The sequence below is a fragment of the Vagococcus sp. CY53-2 genome (assembly GCF_022604695.1).
Taxonomy (GTDB): Bacteria; Bacillota; Bacilli; order Lactobacillales; family Vagococcaceae; genus Vagococcus.
This window is the reverse complement of the sequence record NZ_JALAHP010000004.1, coordinates 41577-58331: the sequence shown is the minus strand read 5'-3', so window position 1 is coordinate 58331 and position 16755 is coordinate 41577. Positions and strand designations below refer to the sequence as shown.

Annotated in this window: 14 protein-coding genes; 4 read left to right on the top strand and 10 right to left on the bottom strand. The window is 33.4% G+C overall.

The features are described from left to right. Positions 1 to 84: 84 nt before the first annotated feature. Genes MN581_RS07565 through MN581_RS07555 form a run of 3 tightly spaced genes read left to right on the top strand, consistent with a single transcriptional unit; the run spans position 85 to position 3259 of the window. Positions 85 to 1038, top strand: coding sequence for a glycosyltransferase family 2 protein (locus MN581_RS07565; protein ID WP_117973598.1), 954 nt, complete (start codon positions 85 to 87; stop codon positions 1036 to 1038). A gap of 2 nt (positions 1039 to 1040) precedes the next feature. Then, positions 1041 to 2822: a hypothetical protein gene (locus tag MN581_RS07560; protein ID WP_147340783.1), complete on the top strand. Its 1782-nt coding sequence runs from the start codon at positions 1041 to 1043 to the stop codon at positions 2820 to 2822. After that, entirely contained in the window at positions 2819 to 3259 is a 441-nt protein-coding gene (locus tag MN581_RS07555) for a GtrA family protein (protein WP_117973602.1), read from the top strand. Before MN581_RS07560 ends, MN581_RS07555 begins: the two co-directional genes overlap by 4 nt. A 25-nt stretch (positions 3260 to 3284) precedes the next feature. Here the strand turns inward: MN581_RS07555 and MN581_RS07550 are convergent, their stop codons facing one another. From MN581_RS07550 to MN581_RS07530, 5 genes are all read right to left on the bottom strand, one after another. Beyond that, on the bottom strand, positions 3285 to 4151 hold the full coding sequence (locus tag MN581_RS07550) for a MurR/RpiR family transcriptional regulator (RefSeq protein WP_241699542.1): 867 nt from the start codon (positions 4149 to 4151) through the stop codon (positions 3285 to 3287). Positions 4152 to 4268: 117 nt separating this feature from the next. Next, a complete protein-coding gene (locus MN581_RS07545) occupies positions 4269 to 5228 on the bottom strand; it encodes a siderophore ABC transporter substrate-binding protein (protein ID WP_117973606.1) in 960 nt (319 codons plus the stop codon). 18 nt (positions 5229 to 5246) lie between these two features. Continuing rightward, positions 5247 to 6005, bottom strand: a complete 759-nt coding sequence (locus MN581_RS07540) for an ATP-binding cassette domain-containing protein (protein WP_117973608.1) — start codon at positions 6003 to 6005, stop codon at positions 5247 to 5249. After that, positions 6002 to 6958 carry an iron chelate uptake ABC transporter family permease subunit gene (locus tag MN581_RS07535; protein ID WP_117973611.1) on the bottom strand — a complete coding sequence of 319 codons (957 nt, stop codon included), beginning with the start codon at positions 6956 to 6958 and terminating at the stop codon, positions 6002 to 6004. Before MN581_RS07535 ends, MN581_RS07540 begins: the two co-directional genes overlap by 4 nt. After that, positions 6955 to 7902 carry an iron chelate uptake ABC transporter family permease subunit gene (locus MN581_RS07530; RefSeq protein WP_117973613.1) on the bottom strand — a complete coding sequence of 316 codons (948 nt, stop codon included), beginning with the start codon at positions 7900 to 7902 and terminating at the stop codon, positions 6955 to 6957. Before MN581_RS07530 ends, MN581_RS07535 begins: the two co-directional genes overlap by 4 nt. 143 nt (positions 7903 to 8045) lie before the next feature. Here MN581_RS07530 and MN581_RS07525 point away from each other — a divergent pair, with 143 nt between their 5' ends. Continuing rightward, entirely contained in the window at positions 8046 to 8513 is a 468-nt protein-coding gene (locus MN581_RS07525; protein ID WP_117973615.1) for a DUF1694 domain-containing protein, read from the top strand. Positions 8514 to 8907: 394 nt separating this feature from the next. Here MN581_RS07525 and MN581_RS07520 read toward each other — a convergent pair whose 3' ends face one another. From MN581_RS07520 to MN581_RS07500, 5 genes are all read right to left on the bottom strand, one after another. Further along, positions 8908 to 10287 carry an aldehyde dehydrogenase gene (locus tag MN581_RS07520; protein ID WP_241699541.1) on the bottom strand — a complete coding sequence of 460 codons (1380 nt, stop codon included), beginning with the start codon at positions 10285 to 10287 and terminating at the stop codon, positions 8908 to 8910. Positions 10288 to 10638: 351 nt separating this feature from the next. Continuing rightward, positions 10639 to 12921: a bifunctional glutamate--cysteine ligase GshA/glutathione synthetase GshB gene (gshAB, locus tag MN581_RS07515; protein WP_241699540.1), complete on the bottom strand. Its 2283-nt coding sequence runs from the start codon at positions 12919 to 12921 to the stop codon at positions 10639 to 10641. A 125-nt stretch (positions 12922 to 13046) separates the two neighbouring features. Next, positions 13047 to 14993 (bottom strand): fructose-specific PTS transporter subunit EIIC, encoded by a 1947-nt coding sequence (locus MN581_RS07510; RefSeq protein WP_241699539.1) that lies wholly within the window; start codon positions 14991 to 14993, stop codon positions 13047 to 13049. A gap of 11 nt (positions 14994 to 15004) precedes the next feature. Then, positions 15005 to 15925 (bottom strand): 1-phosphofructokinase, encoded by a 921-nt coding sequence (gene pfkB, locus MN581_RS07505; protein ID WP_117973623.1) that lies wholly within the window; start codon positions 15923 to 15925, stop codon positions 15005 to 15007. Beyond that, entirely contained in the window at positions 15922 to 16674 is a 753-nt protein-coding gene (locus MN581_RS07500) for a DeoR/GlpR family DNA-binding transcription regulator (RefSeq protein ID WP_117973625.1), read from the bottom strand. Before MN581_RS07500 ends, pfkB begins: the two co-directional genes overlap by 4 nt. Between the last annotated feature and the right edge of the window lie 81 nt (positions 16675 to 16755).

Genomic DNA, 16755 nt, shown 5'->3' with positions numbered 1-16755 from the left:
GATACGACTATCTTTTCAATTTATTTTCATTTAGAATGTATATATTATGACGGGATTCGTTATTATTAAAAAGGGAGTATTATCATGTCAAAAAAAGTTTTATCCATTATTGTTCCTTGTTACAACGAACAAGATACCATTCACCCTTATATCAGTCAGATGACTGATATAGAAGCATTATTACCAGAGCTAACTTTTGAATACTGGTTTATTAATGATGGGTCTAAAGATAACACACTAAATGTATTGAAAGAAATCAGTAAGCAGTCTGAACAATATAATTACTTATCTTTTTCTAGAAATTTCGGAAAAGAGGCTGCTCTTTATGCTGGTCTAGAACATGCTAGGGGGAATTACATTACGGTGATGGATGTTGATCTACAAGATCCTCCCGAACTTCTACCTAAAATGGTAGAATTACTCCAACAAGATGATTATGATTGCATTGGGACGAGGCGTGTCACTCGTGAAGGAGAACCAAAGATTCGTTCTTTCTTTGCTAAAAAATTTTATAAAATCATCAATAAAATTTCAGATATTGAAATCGTAGATGGCGCAAGAGATTATCGTTTAATGTCACGTCAAATGGTAGATGCTATACTCGAATTAAAAGAATATAATCGATTTTCTAAAGGTATATTTAGCTGGGTTGGTTTCAATACATATTATTTAGAATTTGAAAATATTGAACGCGTTGACGGTGAAACGTCTTGGTCATTCTGGGATTTATTACAATATTCAATTGATGGGATTATCTCTTTTTCTGAATTTCCACTAAAATTATCGACGATTTTAGGATTTATATCCTTCGTTGCTTCCATCTTCGCACTGATTTTTATTGTTATTCGTGCACTTATATTTGGTGACCCAACTTCTGGTTGGCCATCACTTGTCTGTATTGTTTTGGCTTTAGGCGGATTACAATTACTTTGTTTGGGTGTTGTAGGACAATATCTAGGGAAAACTTTTTTAGAAACAAAACAGCGTCCTATATACATCATAAAAGATAAAAAAATATCATCTTTAAAGGAGGATTGATGGTGCTACTGAGGTTTAAAAATATAGGAAAAAAATGTTTTCCTTTTATCACTATTGTACTAATTGCACTATTTATTTTGTCACCTCAAATTAATATTCGCTTCATTCCTATTGGTTCTGATATTTCCTTTCATTACAATCGATTCTATGATTTATCAGAACAAATAAGAAGTGGCAACTACAATTATTTCATGTCATTATATGGTTTCAATACTAGTGGGAGAATTATTAATGCCTTATATGGGTATGATATCGCCTTTTTAAATGGGCTAATACTTTTCTTTACACAGTCATGGTTAAAATTTCAACTCATCTCGTCCTTTATTTGCCTTGTGATTGCGGGGATAACCATGTATTTTTTAATGCGAACATTTGACTGTGACAAACGATTATCAACAGTTGGTTCAGTAATTTATATGGCATCTTCTCCTATTATGTATTACGTTAGAGCACTAGGTTTCTCTGGTTGGGGAGCGGCATTTCTTCCTTGTATTTTTATTCAAGCTATTCGCTCGATAAAAAATAAAGAAAAACCAATTAATCCCATTTTTTTGGGACTATCAATGAGTTTACTAGTGAATACACATATACTTAGTGCTGTATTAGCTATATTGGCTATTATCCCTTTTTATCTAGTTAGTTTTATTCAGTCAGATAAAAAGTTAAATTGGATAAAACAATTATCCCTATCTATCACTATTTTTACTCTACTATCTTTAAACACTTTAGCGGCTTACATTGATGTTTTTTTATCAAATAACATCTTACAACCTTTTATCCCAAATTCATTCATGAAAAATTCTACTTACATATCTATTACTGAAATGTATGGCAACCGAAATATTGGTATCTTTTTTGGGTTCATTTTTTTATTTCAACTCATTTACTTTATACGACATATAAAATATACAGATACACTAGATCGATTAATGACTACTATAGGCGGTGGATTTTTATTACTTTCAACTTCCTTATTTCCATGGGATAGTATCATAGATACCTTTCCTTTTTTATCAATCATTCAATTTCCATTTCGTTTTTCAGTTATCTCTTATATTTTATTAATTCCGGTTTTTTTAAAAACCATTCATTCTATCGAACAACATATTTCTATTAAACAATTTAAAGCTATTTCCCTTTCCTTGATGATTCTCGTTAGCTTTATTCTGTTTGAAGCAAACAGTATCATGGTAAAAAATGCTCAAAGGTGGCAAGATGATCCTGTGGCAATGGGGAATAATCGTCCCAATCTAATTGAAAAAGACCCTGATATGATTCGAAATAATCTTAGAGGAGCTGATTTGACAAAAATATTTGAGACGATTGAAAAAGGAACACCTGATTATCTCCCTATACCAAAAGAGACATCTAGCCAAGTTATTTATAGTGAAATGGACCCTTACGAAGTATATGAACAGGAAATCTTCAACAATCAAAAAAATATCACAACGACTGTACTGGAGAATGGATCCATAAAACTTACTTGGGATAATAAAAAAAATGTGACTACAAAGAAACAACTTCCTTTAATTGTTTATGATCATAGCATCATTGAACTAAACGGTAAATTATTAACTAAATCAGATTATGAAACGTCAGATATAGGAAGTTTGATTATCACACCTAAGAATGGAAAAAATACTGTCATTTTATCTTACAAACCATTTGTTAATATGACTTATGTTATCTTTATTAAAATAGCGGCAACATTGCTTGTTCTCCTATACTGTGCAAGATATAGCTATCAATATTTTACCGATAAAAAGAAAAGAGAGATCTTATGATTAAACTAAAACATTTTTTTACCCAAACGTTAGGTTTATCTGACACATTATTTGAATTATTTATGTATGTTGTGATGGGAGTCTTTACAACAATCATCAATATTGTCATCTTCTATATAATGGAAAATTTGCTTCATGTTAATTACATTATTTCCAACGTGATTGCGTGGGTTTTTTCCGTTTTATTTGCTTACTTATCAAACAAAAAATATGTCTTCGCTCATGAAGATAATACATCATTCATTAATATGAAAGAGATGATGTCCTTTTTTTCATTTCGCTTTCTATCACTTGGAATTGATACAGTTGTATTATTTGTACTAGTCCAATGGCTCAACCAACAACCACTTATCGCAAAAATTATTAGCAATATTGTCGTATTAATCGCCAATTATCTATTTAGTAAATTCATCATCTTTAAAAAACCATCCAACTAGGTCTTATAAACCTAATTGGATGGTTTTACTTTTTGGATGTTCTTTTTTTATATTCATCAACTAATTTTCTTGATTCTCGGATATTATCCATATTTTCATCATATTCTTCTAATACATAAACATGGAATAATAAATCAATTAAAATAAATTGAGACATCAACGAACTCGTCGCAGCGCTTCGAAGTTCTGCTTCTTTTGATTTCACTGTCTGCATAGAAACGTCCACATGCTTGCTTAATGTATTCATCCCAAATTGAGATATTCCAATCGTTTTTATCTCCTGCTCTTTTGCAATACGGTTTATCTCTAATACTTCAGAAGTTTCACCAGAATGCGATATGCCAATAAAAATCGAATCTGGTGCAGCAGATGTTAAACTGGCTATTAACAAATGAATATCTGCTATGCAAATACACACCTTCCCTATACGATTCCACTTTTGAGCGATATTTTCAGCTACAAGATAAGATGACCCTATCCCATAAACATATACGAACGGTGCTTTAGAAATCAATTTTATCGCTTCTTTTAAAGTTTCTTCATTCACTAATTGAATGGTTTCTTGCATAGATTGATAAGCATTTCCTAATAATTTTGCCTTCACATCAGCCATTTTTTCAGTTGGTAAAATATCTGAATATTCTTTTGGGACATCCCACTGTCTCTCTGCAGATAACGCAATTTTTAACTCAGGAAAACTTGGAACATTAATGGATTTACAAAATCGAATCACAGATGCAGGACTGGTCTGAGATTCTTTAGCCAGCTCACTAGCTGTCATTTTTGTGACATCTTCTGGTCTTTCTAACACTAAGTTGGCAATTTTTTTTTCTGATTGTGTTAAATCATTATAGATACTCTTGACTCTTTGATGAATATGTTTGCTTTTCATAAGTATCCCTCCAACCTACATAAGTTATTTACTTCTATTATACTATCATTAAATAGATAAAACTATCCAAACAAAAAACTAGATACTTGATGTTACCTAAGTATCTAGCAAATTATCTTATTTATATGCTGTTTCTACATCTTCCATCATGATTCTTGTTGACTCAATTCCACCTGCAGCTAAATACCAAACATCTGGTGTTAAACTAATCACTTTTCCTTCTTTGCCTGCTGTCGTTTCTTTTACTAAAGCATTTTCTGCTACATTATTTTTACTTGTATCCCCACCGATAGCTTTCGTACGGTCCACTACAAACAAAATATCTGGATTTTTTTCTAAAACATATTCATAGGATACTTCTTGTCCATGGGGAGACGGTTTTATGGTCTCATCTGCTGGTAACACACCAAAGCCTTCATAAACAATACCAAAACGTGATTCAGGTCCAAAAACTGATAATGATCCTTCATTCACTAGACTCATCAATCCTTTTTTACCACTTTCTTTTGCTGTTTTTTCTAATGCTTCACGTTGTTTATTTAATGCGTCGACTTTTTCTTTAGCCACATCTTCTTTATCAAATACTGTTCCTAATGTTTCAATATTCGTCATTGTCGATTCCCACGCTTTTTTACTATCTACAGCAAGATACAATGTTGGCGCGATTTTTTCTAATTCTTTTTGCATATCTTGTTGACGTCCAGAAATAATAATTAAATCTGGTTGCATAGCATTTATTTTTTCCATATCCGGTTCTTTAATACCACCTGATGATTCCACATTTTTGTAACTTGATAAATAACTAGGTAATGTTTTTAGTGGTGCACCTACAACAACGTCTGATTTTCCAAATTCTCTAATCGTATCTAATGCTCCCATATCAAACACAACCACTTTTTTAGGGTGTGACGCTAACTCTAATGCTTTTCCATTACTGTCTGTCACCTTAACAACTTCTTGTTTTTCACTGGAAGTGTTGGTTGTTGTATCGGATGTTTTGGATGTCCCACATGCCCCCAACATCACTAACCCTATTATGGCTAAACTAACTAAACGCCATTTTTTTAATCTCTTCATCCATCTATCTCCTTTTATCTATTCATTAAAATATAAACAAAATCGTTTTCCCTCTAATTCACACACACGCATGTTCATATCATATAAGTCATCTAATACTTCTTTTGTGATAATCTCAGCAGTTGGTCCTGCTTTAAATACCTTCCCAGATTTCATCGCCACAATGTTATCCGCATAACTCGCTGCAAAATTAATATCATGCAACACAATCACCACAGTCTTATTTGCTTCATCAACTAACCGACGAATAGTTTTCATCAACATAACAGCATGATTCATATCCAAATTATTTAGTGGCTCATCTAAAAAAATGTACTCTGTATCTTGAGCAAGCACCATCGCAATGTAAGCTCGTTGCAATTGACCACCCGATAATGTATCAATTGTATCACTTGCCAAATCATCTAATCCTAAATAAGACAAAGACTCATCTATTTTTTTTTCATCAATTTGTGTCAATCGACCCTTACTATGTGGAAATCGACCAAAGGCTACCAGTTCTCTAACTGTTAAACGTAACTGAATCCCATTTGCTTGTTTTAGTATTGATAACTTTTTAGCAAGTTCATGTTGATTCCACGCCTTCACCTCCTCTCCATCTAAATAAATGCCACCTTGATCTTTATCAAGAAGCCGACTCATCATACCTAATAGTGTACTTTTCCCAGCACCATTTGGCCCAATAAAAGCTGTCAACGTTTGTGGCACAATATCATAATCAACTGTATCAACCACACGTTTTTCACCATATTTTTTAACCACTTTTTCAATGTTCATTGTCGTGTTTTCCCCCTTTCAGAGAGCAATTTCCATATAAAGTACATGCCACCACTAAACTCAATCACAACACTCAACGTTGTGTTCATATGAAAGACATGTTCCACTAAAAACTGACCTAACACAAGCATTAATATACTAAGTAGAGCGGCTAATGTAAACAGCCAGTAATGTTTGTATACAGGCAACCATTGATACGTCATGTTAGCCACTATAAAACCTAAAAAAGTAATAGGACCAATTAAAGCAGTTGATAAAGCTACACTCAAACTAATTAAAACTAAAATAAACCAACGAAATTTTTGGACATTAACCCCTAAATTTATTGCCTGACAAGTCCCTAAATGAAAGACATCTAAAATAGGTGCTACTAACCAAAATAACAAAACAATTCCAATCACAATTGGAATGACAATATATAACAAAGACACGTCAACATTAGAAAAACTAGCAAATAATTTTCCTTGTAATTTATCGTATTCATTTGGATCCATTAATACTTGAAAAAACGTGCTAACACTTTTAAAAAATGTTCCTAAAACCATCCCTATCATGAGTAGTAAAAATAAATCTTGAGTTTCTTTCTTCAATAAAAAACCAAACAATGTAACACTAAAAATGACCATTAGGCTAACATTTACCGCAAACATTAATAAGGGATGTGATGGTGATTGACCAAAATAAAAGAATAAAATAGTTTGAACTAATACATACAATGAATCAAATCCTAAAATACTAGGCGTTAAAAAATGATTTTGTGTAATGGTTTGAAAACTAATAGTCGATAAACTGGTTAATAATCCCACTATAATAAAAGCTAGTAATTTTTTCCCTCTAATAGATAACGCAAATTGCCAATTACCATATGTTTGATAAGTCATAAAGAAAGCGATACTAATTAATACGATAATAACTAAGCAAATCACCCTTATATAAAGACTTTTTTGGCTCATCTCTTTGCCCCCTTAACAAGTAATACGACAAAGATGATACTCCCTAAAGCACCAACAATTAAACTAACAGGTATTTCATATGGCGGATAAACTACACGAGATAAAATATCTGCCATCACTAAAAAAATACTCCCCGTAATAGCCGTCAACCACAACGTCTCTTTCATATGATCACCTAGAAACACAGAAACAATATTTGGGATAATCACACCCAGAAATGGTAATCCACCAATTGTTACTAAAATTACACTACTAGCAATAGAAATTAATAATAGACCGATTAAATGAACAAATCTATAATTCATACCAACGGAAATAGAGAACTCTTCTCCCATTCCCACAATCGTAAATTGATAAGCATACGTATAACAAATCAAAAGAACTGGTACAGTGACATAAATCAATTCATAATTTCCTTTTGAAATAGTTGAAAAACTGCCTTGTAACCAAGATGTCATATTTTGAATCAATTGGTATTGATAAGCAAAAAAAGTGACAACTGATCCGATAATATTTCCAAACATAACCCCTATAAGTGGTACCATCAATTGATTTTTTCCTGGTAATATACGAATTAATTGTATAAACAACATCGTTCCTAAAAAAGCAAAAACAAAGGCTATTATCGATTTTGTCAAAATAGTGCCATTTGGAAAAAATAACATGGCCACTAACATACCTAGACGTGCACTATCCATTGTTCCAGCTGTCGTTGGAGACACGAATTTATTTTGAGTCAGATGTTGCATGATTAATCCCGACACGCTAATTGTTGCTCCTGCTATGATTAAACTAATTGTTCTAGGAACACGCGTGGTCCATAACACTAGTGACTGCATTTCACTTAGCTGAAAAATATCTTGAATAGGAATGCTTTGAACGCCAATAAACAAAGACAAGGTAGCTAGTAATAATAAACTAACTATCGGTATACATTTTTTCATCCAAAACCCTCCTAATTGATAATGATTTTCATTTACAGTTAATTTTATCCAAATTTTAACTTAATTGCAATATCTTTTCACAAATTTCCCATGAGATGATATGTTATACTAAAAGTAATTGGCCAATAAAGGAGTGAATAACGATGGGAAAAGATATTCAAGACTATTTAGATAAAGGACTATATGGTAGTCCCAAATTAAAACCTGATGAACAAAGGAAGTTTCTAGGTACTTTTAGAGAAAGAGTTGTCTTTATTTTATCCTTGTCTGATTTAACCTCTGCTTCTTACGAAAATTTTGCAATCAGTCAATTTCAAAAATATCCTGGTGGGACATTGCTTGTTAATGCGTTATTAAAACCAGCTATTCAAAAACAGTTAATCCATCTCACACAAACCAATCACGTATCTCTAAAATTAGTGGACACAGAAAACACCCTATTAGCTGATCAAGCTATCGTGGTGGTTTATACTCTCAATCATGCTGTTAATAAAGAAAATATTGAATTACCCTTACAAACTAAATTTTCAAACACCACTCACGATATAAAAAAAGCACCGACTACAACAAAATCTGAAAGTTTTTTTAAGTCCTTATTTTCAAAAAAATAAGATATTAGTTGCTTTATAAAAAAAGTAGTGTTAATACTACTAACAATAATAAAAACGAAAGGATGATCATCATGGTAGTAGCAAATCACACAAAAACATGGCAAAACTGGCAAAGATGAAGTTGTGTGTATGCTACATTTGGCATAGATGCAACTTTTAGATTACTTTCTAAAAGCATCTATGTCGGTGATTATCTTTAAAATAGATAAAAGACCACACCGTCAATACAAGGACGGTGTGGTCTTTTTTAGAAGTACTCTCTTAATGGAACAAGTAACAAAGTATTTAAATATAACTGTTTAAATATTTAAGTTAAACCAAACGTGATTTTTAAAAAAAATTCTTTAAAAAACTGTAAAATCCGTTTACTAGACAACGAATTTTACAGGATTTTTCATTTCAGAACACGCTTAATCCATTTTAAATGGTTAGTTGTGTAAGGTGGGTAAATAAACGGAGTATCTATTTTAGGGGAAGATAATATGGCTCGTTTATGTGAAAAAGTATCAAAACTATATTTTCCATGATAGTTTCCTATACCAGATTCTCCTACCCCACCAAAAGGCAAATGACCAGAGACAAGATGAAAAATGGTGTTATTAATACTAACACCACCTGATGAGGTATGAGATACTATTTTTTCTTGTTCCTTCTTATCTTGGCTAAATAAATAAAGTGCTAGCGGTTTAGGTCGAGTAGTTATCTGATGAATCACATCATCTAATGACTGATAAGAAATAATAGGTAAAAGTGGTCCAAAAATTTCATCGGTCATTAATGGTGATTCCCAAGTAGAATCATATAATGTCGGTTCAATATAACAAGAATTAACATCATACATCCCACCACTAATTAGATCGGCTTTTGATTCTTCCATTAAACGAATCAGACGGTTTGTATGTCGTTCGTTGACAATTCGTGAAAAGCTTTTACTTTGTTTAATATTCCTTCCATAAAATCGTGTCACTGTTTTTTGACACTCATGAATAAATTGATTTTTAACGGATTCATGCACTACCACATAATCAGGGGCGACACATGTTTGTCCTGCATTCATCATTTTTCCATAGATAATCCGTCTTGCCGCTAACGAAACGTCAGCTTTTTCTGTGACAATGGTCGGACTTTTCCCTCCAAGTTCTAGCGTTACAGGGATTAAATGATTTGATGCAGCTTTCATCACACTTTTTCCAACGGTGGTACTTCCTGTAAAAAAGATGTAATCAAATGGTTGAGCTAATAGTTCAATCGTGATTTCTTTTTCACCTAAAAAAATATCCACATAAGACGAAGGAAATAAATGATGAATCATTTTTTCTATCACTTGCGAAAAAGTTGGTACCAGTTCAGATGGTTTTAAAATAGCCGTATTACCTGCAGCTATCGCTCCTACTAATGGTTCTATTAGTAATTGAAATGGATAATTAAATGGACCAATAATCAAAGCGACACCATAAGGCTCACTAATAACTCGGCTTTTGGAAGGAAGTAAGAATAAAGGAGTTGGCTTTTTTTCTTCTTTCATCCATTTTTTTAATGACTTTTGAGTTGTACGAATACTATTTAAAACAAATCCTATTTCTGTCGCATAAGTCTCTAATGGATGTTTCCCTAAATCTTGTTGTAACGCTTCAATTATTTCTGTTTCATAAGATAATATAGCCAATCTTAATTTTTCTAATTGTTCTAGTCGAAAACTTAATTCTTTAGTTTGCTGTGAATAAAAAAAAGCACGTTGGTTTTGTAAGACTGCTTGAATCGTTTTAATCATCATTCTCATTCTCCTCATTTTATGATGCTTACTTACAGTGTAGCAAATAAAAAAGAAAAAAACGAAAAACAGTTTTTTTCTTTAAACGTTATTTAATTATAGCTGACCATTTCTCTTTAAGCTGTTTGCAATACCATCCTCATAGGCACTATCGGTAGAATTTAAATCACCTCATTTAAGAAATAAAAAAACACCAAACCAAAGTAGTTCTTCTACAATGGATTGATGGTGCCTGATCGTATCAGTTACACTCCGTCTGTTTTATAAATAAACTACAACACCATTAGAAAGCGATTTAGAATATAAAAGATAAAAAAATCTAGACTTGAATCTAGATTTTTTTGAAGATAGTAGTTATTTTTTTAGTTCTGGATATAATAACAACAACACATCCATCGTGAGTCGTTGTCCTGCACCGGCATAAGGGTAAATATGCATATGCATTGCTGGGTTGAAATTTGCTTCAATAATCCCATACGTTTGTCCATCTTCCTTATTCCCATTGATTGAACTATCAGGAATAATTAAATCAATACCACATATTTTAGCTCCTAATGCTTCTACAGCAGACTCAGCTATCTGTTTATAATGTTCATTCATCTCTTCTGTCACATCTAGTGAATCGCCACCTGTACTGACATTTGAATTTTCACGAAGGTAGACACGTTGATTTTTTTCAGGAATGCTTGATTTAGTCAATTTTTGTTCTTTTAACATCAGCTGTTCAATATCACCTAACTGAATTTTTTCTAAAGGCGCTCTATGGTGCGTCCCACGTAGACTATCTTTATTTTTTTCAGCTACCAATTCTTCAACAGTATGTTCCCCATCACCAAGGACATTAGCTGGTGTTCGCAACATAACCGCACGTGTTTTTCCATCTAATACAAAGAAACGATATTCAGTACCTGGAAGAAATTCTTCAACTAAAATGCTATTGTCTTCACTAAATGCAATTCGAACCGCTTCATCATAATCTTCCTTTGTCGCACCATCTTTGAAAATAGAAATACCTAAACCATAATTCGTTGTTTTAGGTTTGACAACAATCGCACTATCTTTAAAAATCGGATAAGAAATAAGCGCCTCATCTACTGTTGAGAATTCTTTTCCTAAAGGAACATGAAATCCTGCTTTATCTAATACTTTTTTAGTGACTGTTTTATTCTCCATCATAAGAGGGACAACATAAGAATCACGACTCGTCATATTCGCATTTTTAACATACTCAACTTGCCCGTTTAATGATAATTTTAAAAACTGATCTGTTCTATCTAACACATCAACTTTGACACCTTTTTGTATCGCATCAAACATAAAAATTTGTGTTGATAATTCCATGTCTCGGTAACCAGCTAACTGATATGGTTTAGCAAATGCTTCATCATAATATAAATCAGCAAAATAACGACCTAAGTCTTCGTTTGTCCAACTTTTTTCTGCCATTAATTCTAACATTTGTCCTGCTAATGTTTTAGTCGGATAATCCATAACATGTTTCATTTCATTAAGTAAATCCGTACAGTCAAATGGTGTCGTTAATTGCTCGTTTAATTCGGTCATTTTTTCTAGCAACCAAGACCCTTCTTCATGTAAAAAGGTCTTATCTAAAGGATGCTCTAATGACACTTTATTGTTATACTCAGTTCCTAAATCTAACATATGAGTCGCATCTGTTGATTCTTCATCTAAGAACAATAGTGTTAGTAAGAACAAGTGCAAGAACCTCAATGTTTCTTTTGAAATACCAATACGTTCAAATGGATCTAAATCAATATTTCGAATTTCAATATAACTTACACCACGAGTTAAAAGTTCCTCTACTTTATCACTGCCACGTAAACGAACAGACGAATAAAATTCTTTCGTTTCGATTAACTCACCCTTATCTACTAATTCTTCTAAATCAGATACATATTGATCAATTGTTTGATAGGACACAGCAATCTCTGGCCGATTTGTATAACCATACTCGCTATTTCTAATACTTCGAACAGGTTGTTCTGGTTCTTTATCTGTAAAATATCTTTTATCAGCAAACGGACTTGCACCAAATAAATAAGTAATTAGCCAACGATAGCGTAAATATTGACGAGATACTTTTAAGTAAACATCCGTTCTAAACGCCACAAAGTCAGTGTAATCTGTTTGCAATTGGAACAAACTCATTAATAAATCATGTGAGAACTCAAAATTATAATGAATACCACTCACCATTTGTTTTCTCTTACCATAGACTTTCGCTAAGTAACGACGGTAGTTAATATCTCCTTGATGTTCTAATTTTGCAATTTTAATATCACGATCATCTTCTGGTAAATCAGGTGGCATACTAATTGGCCACAATCTCTCGCCATCTTCCATCGAACGCATCACAACGTCATGTAAGGCTTCTAATTGCTCGATAGCACCTTGATCTGTATCAAACACTTGAGTGATTAATTCAGTTTGTGTTTCACTAAAATCAGTTTGGATGTATGGATGAAAACTACGACTTCCTAAAGAAGACGGATGATCAGTTGTTGCCAATTCGCCATTAGCATCGACACGCTGACTTTCTTTTTCTAATCCTATTTTAAAACCAGAAAGAACGGATTGGATTCTTTCATCTGTTAAATATGTTTGTAAACTTTTCATTGTTATTGACCTTTTCCCTTTGTCATTTCTATGAAATATTATATCATTCTATGTTTTGAAACCATAATTTTTTGTTTATCCCACATAAAAAAGCCAGCCATCAAATGTGATGACTGACTATAACATTAAGCATTTGCTTTTGCATGTTTTCTCTTAAGTAATGTTCCTAAAACAAGGGCACTAATGAACGCTCCTAAAATAATGAATAATAGATACATTAATGGATTACTTACTAATGCAATAACGAAGATACCACCATGTGGCGCCATTAATTTAATTCCTAATGACCCAACTAAACCACCTGTAACAGCAGCTCCAATCACAAAACTTGGAATCATACGTAATGGGTCAGATGCAGCAAATGGAATAGCTCCTTCAGTTATAAATGAGAATCCCATGATTAAGTTTGGTAATGCTGATTCTTGTTCTTTTTTAGTAAATTGATTTTTAAATAACATAATCGCAATAAAGATTGCTAACGGTGGAACCATACCACCCGCCATAACGGATGCCATCACCACACTACCACCACTTTCAACAGTTGCTGCAAGTGTTCCTGTACCAAATAAGTAAGCTGCTTTGTTGATTGGTCCACCCATATCAATAACCATCATACTTGCAAGTAACGCTCCTAATAACGCCGCATTTCCACCTGAAAGGTTAGCTAAGAAGTTGTTCAATCCATTATTAATAGCAGACATTGGAATATTAATAAATAACATTAAAAATCCGGTAATCAATAACCCAAACACTGGATAGAACAAGATAGATTTAATCCCATCTAATGCTTTTGGTAAGCCTTTAAAGATATATTTCAAGAAAACAATTACATAACCGGCAAGGAAACCACCAACTAAAGCTCCCAAGAAACCTGAAGGAATAGTGTCAGTTAATTGACCAAATGCCACCCCACTTGCTGACATAGCACCTGCAGCAAAACCAACAACCAAACCTGGTCGATCAGCAATACTTGACGCAATAAATCCAGCTAAAACTGGTAACATGAAACCAAATGCAGTGTCCCCAATAGTTTTAAAGTAAGCCGCAATTGGATGATACGTCCCTAATTGACTTAATTGATTTTGTGGCACACCCATCATTTGGTCGATTAGGAAGGCTAAAGCAATCGCAATCCCACCACCGATAACAAATGGTAACATGTGACTAACACCGTTCATTAAATCTTTGTAGATTTTAGCTCCAACTGAACCTGACGTTGTTTCTTCGCTGGATTCTTCATTTCTACTTGATGAGTGGTGATAAACAGAGGCACTACCGTCAGTTGCTAAACGAAGTAATTCTTCTGTTTTCTTGATTCCATCACTTACTGGACGGTTAACTAATTTTTTACCTTCAAAACGAGCCATTTCAACATTTTTGTCAGCTGCGACAATAACACCTGTTGCTCTTGCGATTTCTTCATCAGTTAATTTGTGTTTAACCCCTTCAGAACCGTTTGTCTCAACTTTAATGTTAATACCCATTTCTTTTGCTTTGTTTTTCAATGCATCTTCTGCCATATAAGTATGAGCAATACCTGTTGGACAAGCAGTAACAGCCACAACAAATGGGGCATCTTCTACTTCTTCAACGACTTCTTTTTCTTCTTCGTCTAATTTTTTCTCTGCTTTATCAACAATTGATAATACTTCATCAGGTGTATTGGCTTCTTTCAAATCAGCAATCATTCCTGGATTTAGTAATAAACGAGAAAGACTAGCTAATGCTTGTAAATGGGTATCATTTGCGCCTTCTGGAGCCGCAATCATAAAGAATAAATAAGTTGGTTGCCCATCTAATGCTTCATAATCTAAGCCTGCTTTGCTTCTAGCGAATAAAACAGTTGGTTTAACTACCGCTTTATTTTTAGCATGAGGCATGGCGATTCCGTCACCTAAACCTGTTGTTGTTTGTGCTTCTCTAGCTAGAATCCCTTCTTCAAACACTTCTTTATCATCAATACGGCCTGTTTCATACAATTTGTTTACCATCTCTGTGATGGCACTTTTTTTATCAGTGGCTTTTAAGTCCAAGATCATACAATCTTTAACTAACAAGTCATTAATTTTCATTTTATTTCCCCCTAGTATTCTTTTAAAACGTCAATTTCAACACGTGATAACTGGTGTTTAATTTCTTCAGCTGTCGCTAAATCGGCACTAAATGCTGTCGCGCTTCCACACGCAATCCCTGTTTTAAATGCCTCTACAGCATCACTACCTTGACTTAGCTGACTAACAAACCCTGCAACAACAGAATCTCCTGATCCTACTGAATTAACTAATGTTCCTGTTAATCCTTTGGCACGATAAATACCTGTTCCATTAAATAAGACAGCTCCATTGGCACCCATTGAGATAATCACATTTCTAGCACCTTGTTGAACTAATTTTTCCCCGTAAGGCAACATGTCTTCAAATGTTTTAAACTCAACATTGTATAAATCGGCTAATTCATGTTCGTTTGGCTTAATTAATGATGGTTTGTACTGTAATACATCGAACAGACTAGCATCACTAATATCTACTACAAATGGAACATTTTGTTCATGTGCCATTTTTGATAATGTGACATAAATATCTTTTGGCACGCCCATTGGTAAGCTGCCTGATAAAATCAACCAATCTTCTGGTGTTAAACTACTGATTTGGACATTCAAATCATCTAAATCTTCTTGTTTAATAGAAGGTCCTAAACCATTAATCTCAGTCTCTTCTTCACCTTTTAATTTGATGTTAATTCGTGTGTCACCTGATACATGGATAAAGTTATTTTGCAGACCATGATTGATTAACTGCTCTTCAATAAATTTACCTGTAAACCCACCAATAAAACCAAGATTTTGAGATTGGACACCTAGTTGTGACAATACTCTTGAGACATTAATTCCTTTACCACCTGGAAATTTGTACTCTTTCGTCGTTTTATTCAACTTACCTTCTTCAAATCCTGGTACGCTAATCACATAGTCAATAGCTGGATTTAATGTTAATGCATAAATCATTTTATTACCTCCTTTATTGTTGCAACCCCTTGATACCGTGAGCGTTGTTTCTTTGTTAACTGATTCGTTATGATAATCCCTGTATCAATTGACTCGATTTGAGAAAAATTTAGCTTATCAAACTTTGTATCATCAACTAAAAAATAAACTTGTTGTGCTTGATGAATCGCTGTTCGTTTCATCATGGCTTCTTCTGGGTCAGCTGTCGTTAATCCATAAACTGGGTGAACGCCATTCGCACCCATGAAAGCCTTATCAAAAAAATACCGTTTCAATTGCTCGCCACCAAGCTGACTCACTGATGCTGTTGTGTTCTTTCTAATATTTCCACCGATTATAATCGTGTCGAAACCTAAATCAGTCGAAACGCACGCATGATGCACGGAATTTGTTACGATTGACACATTTTTTACTTTTATAAGTGATAATAATTCCAAGGTTGTCGTGCCAGCATCAATATAAACAACATCGCCTTCTTTTATTAATGATGCCGCATACTGAACAATTTCTTGTTTCTTTTGAACGTTTCTGAAAGATTTTTCCTTCATCGTTAATTCTGGTTCTAAACGAAATGTTAACTTTGCCCCACCGTGAATTCGGATTAGCCAACCTTCTGCCTCTAATTCCTGTAAATCTCGACGAATTGTGGATTCAGACACCCCAAGTTCTTCAATTAATTCTCGAACTTTTATGACCTTTTTTGCTTTTAATTCATCTAAAATTTTTTCTTGTCTTTCTTCAGTCAACATAACTCTCACTCCATACCTGTATTATACAATCAAAAACTGTCAAAATCAATCAAAAACCGTCAAAAAAATCCATAAAAAAGA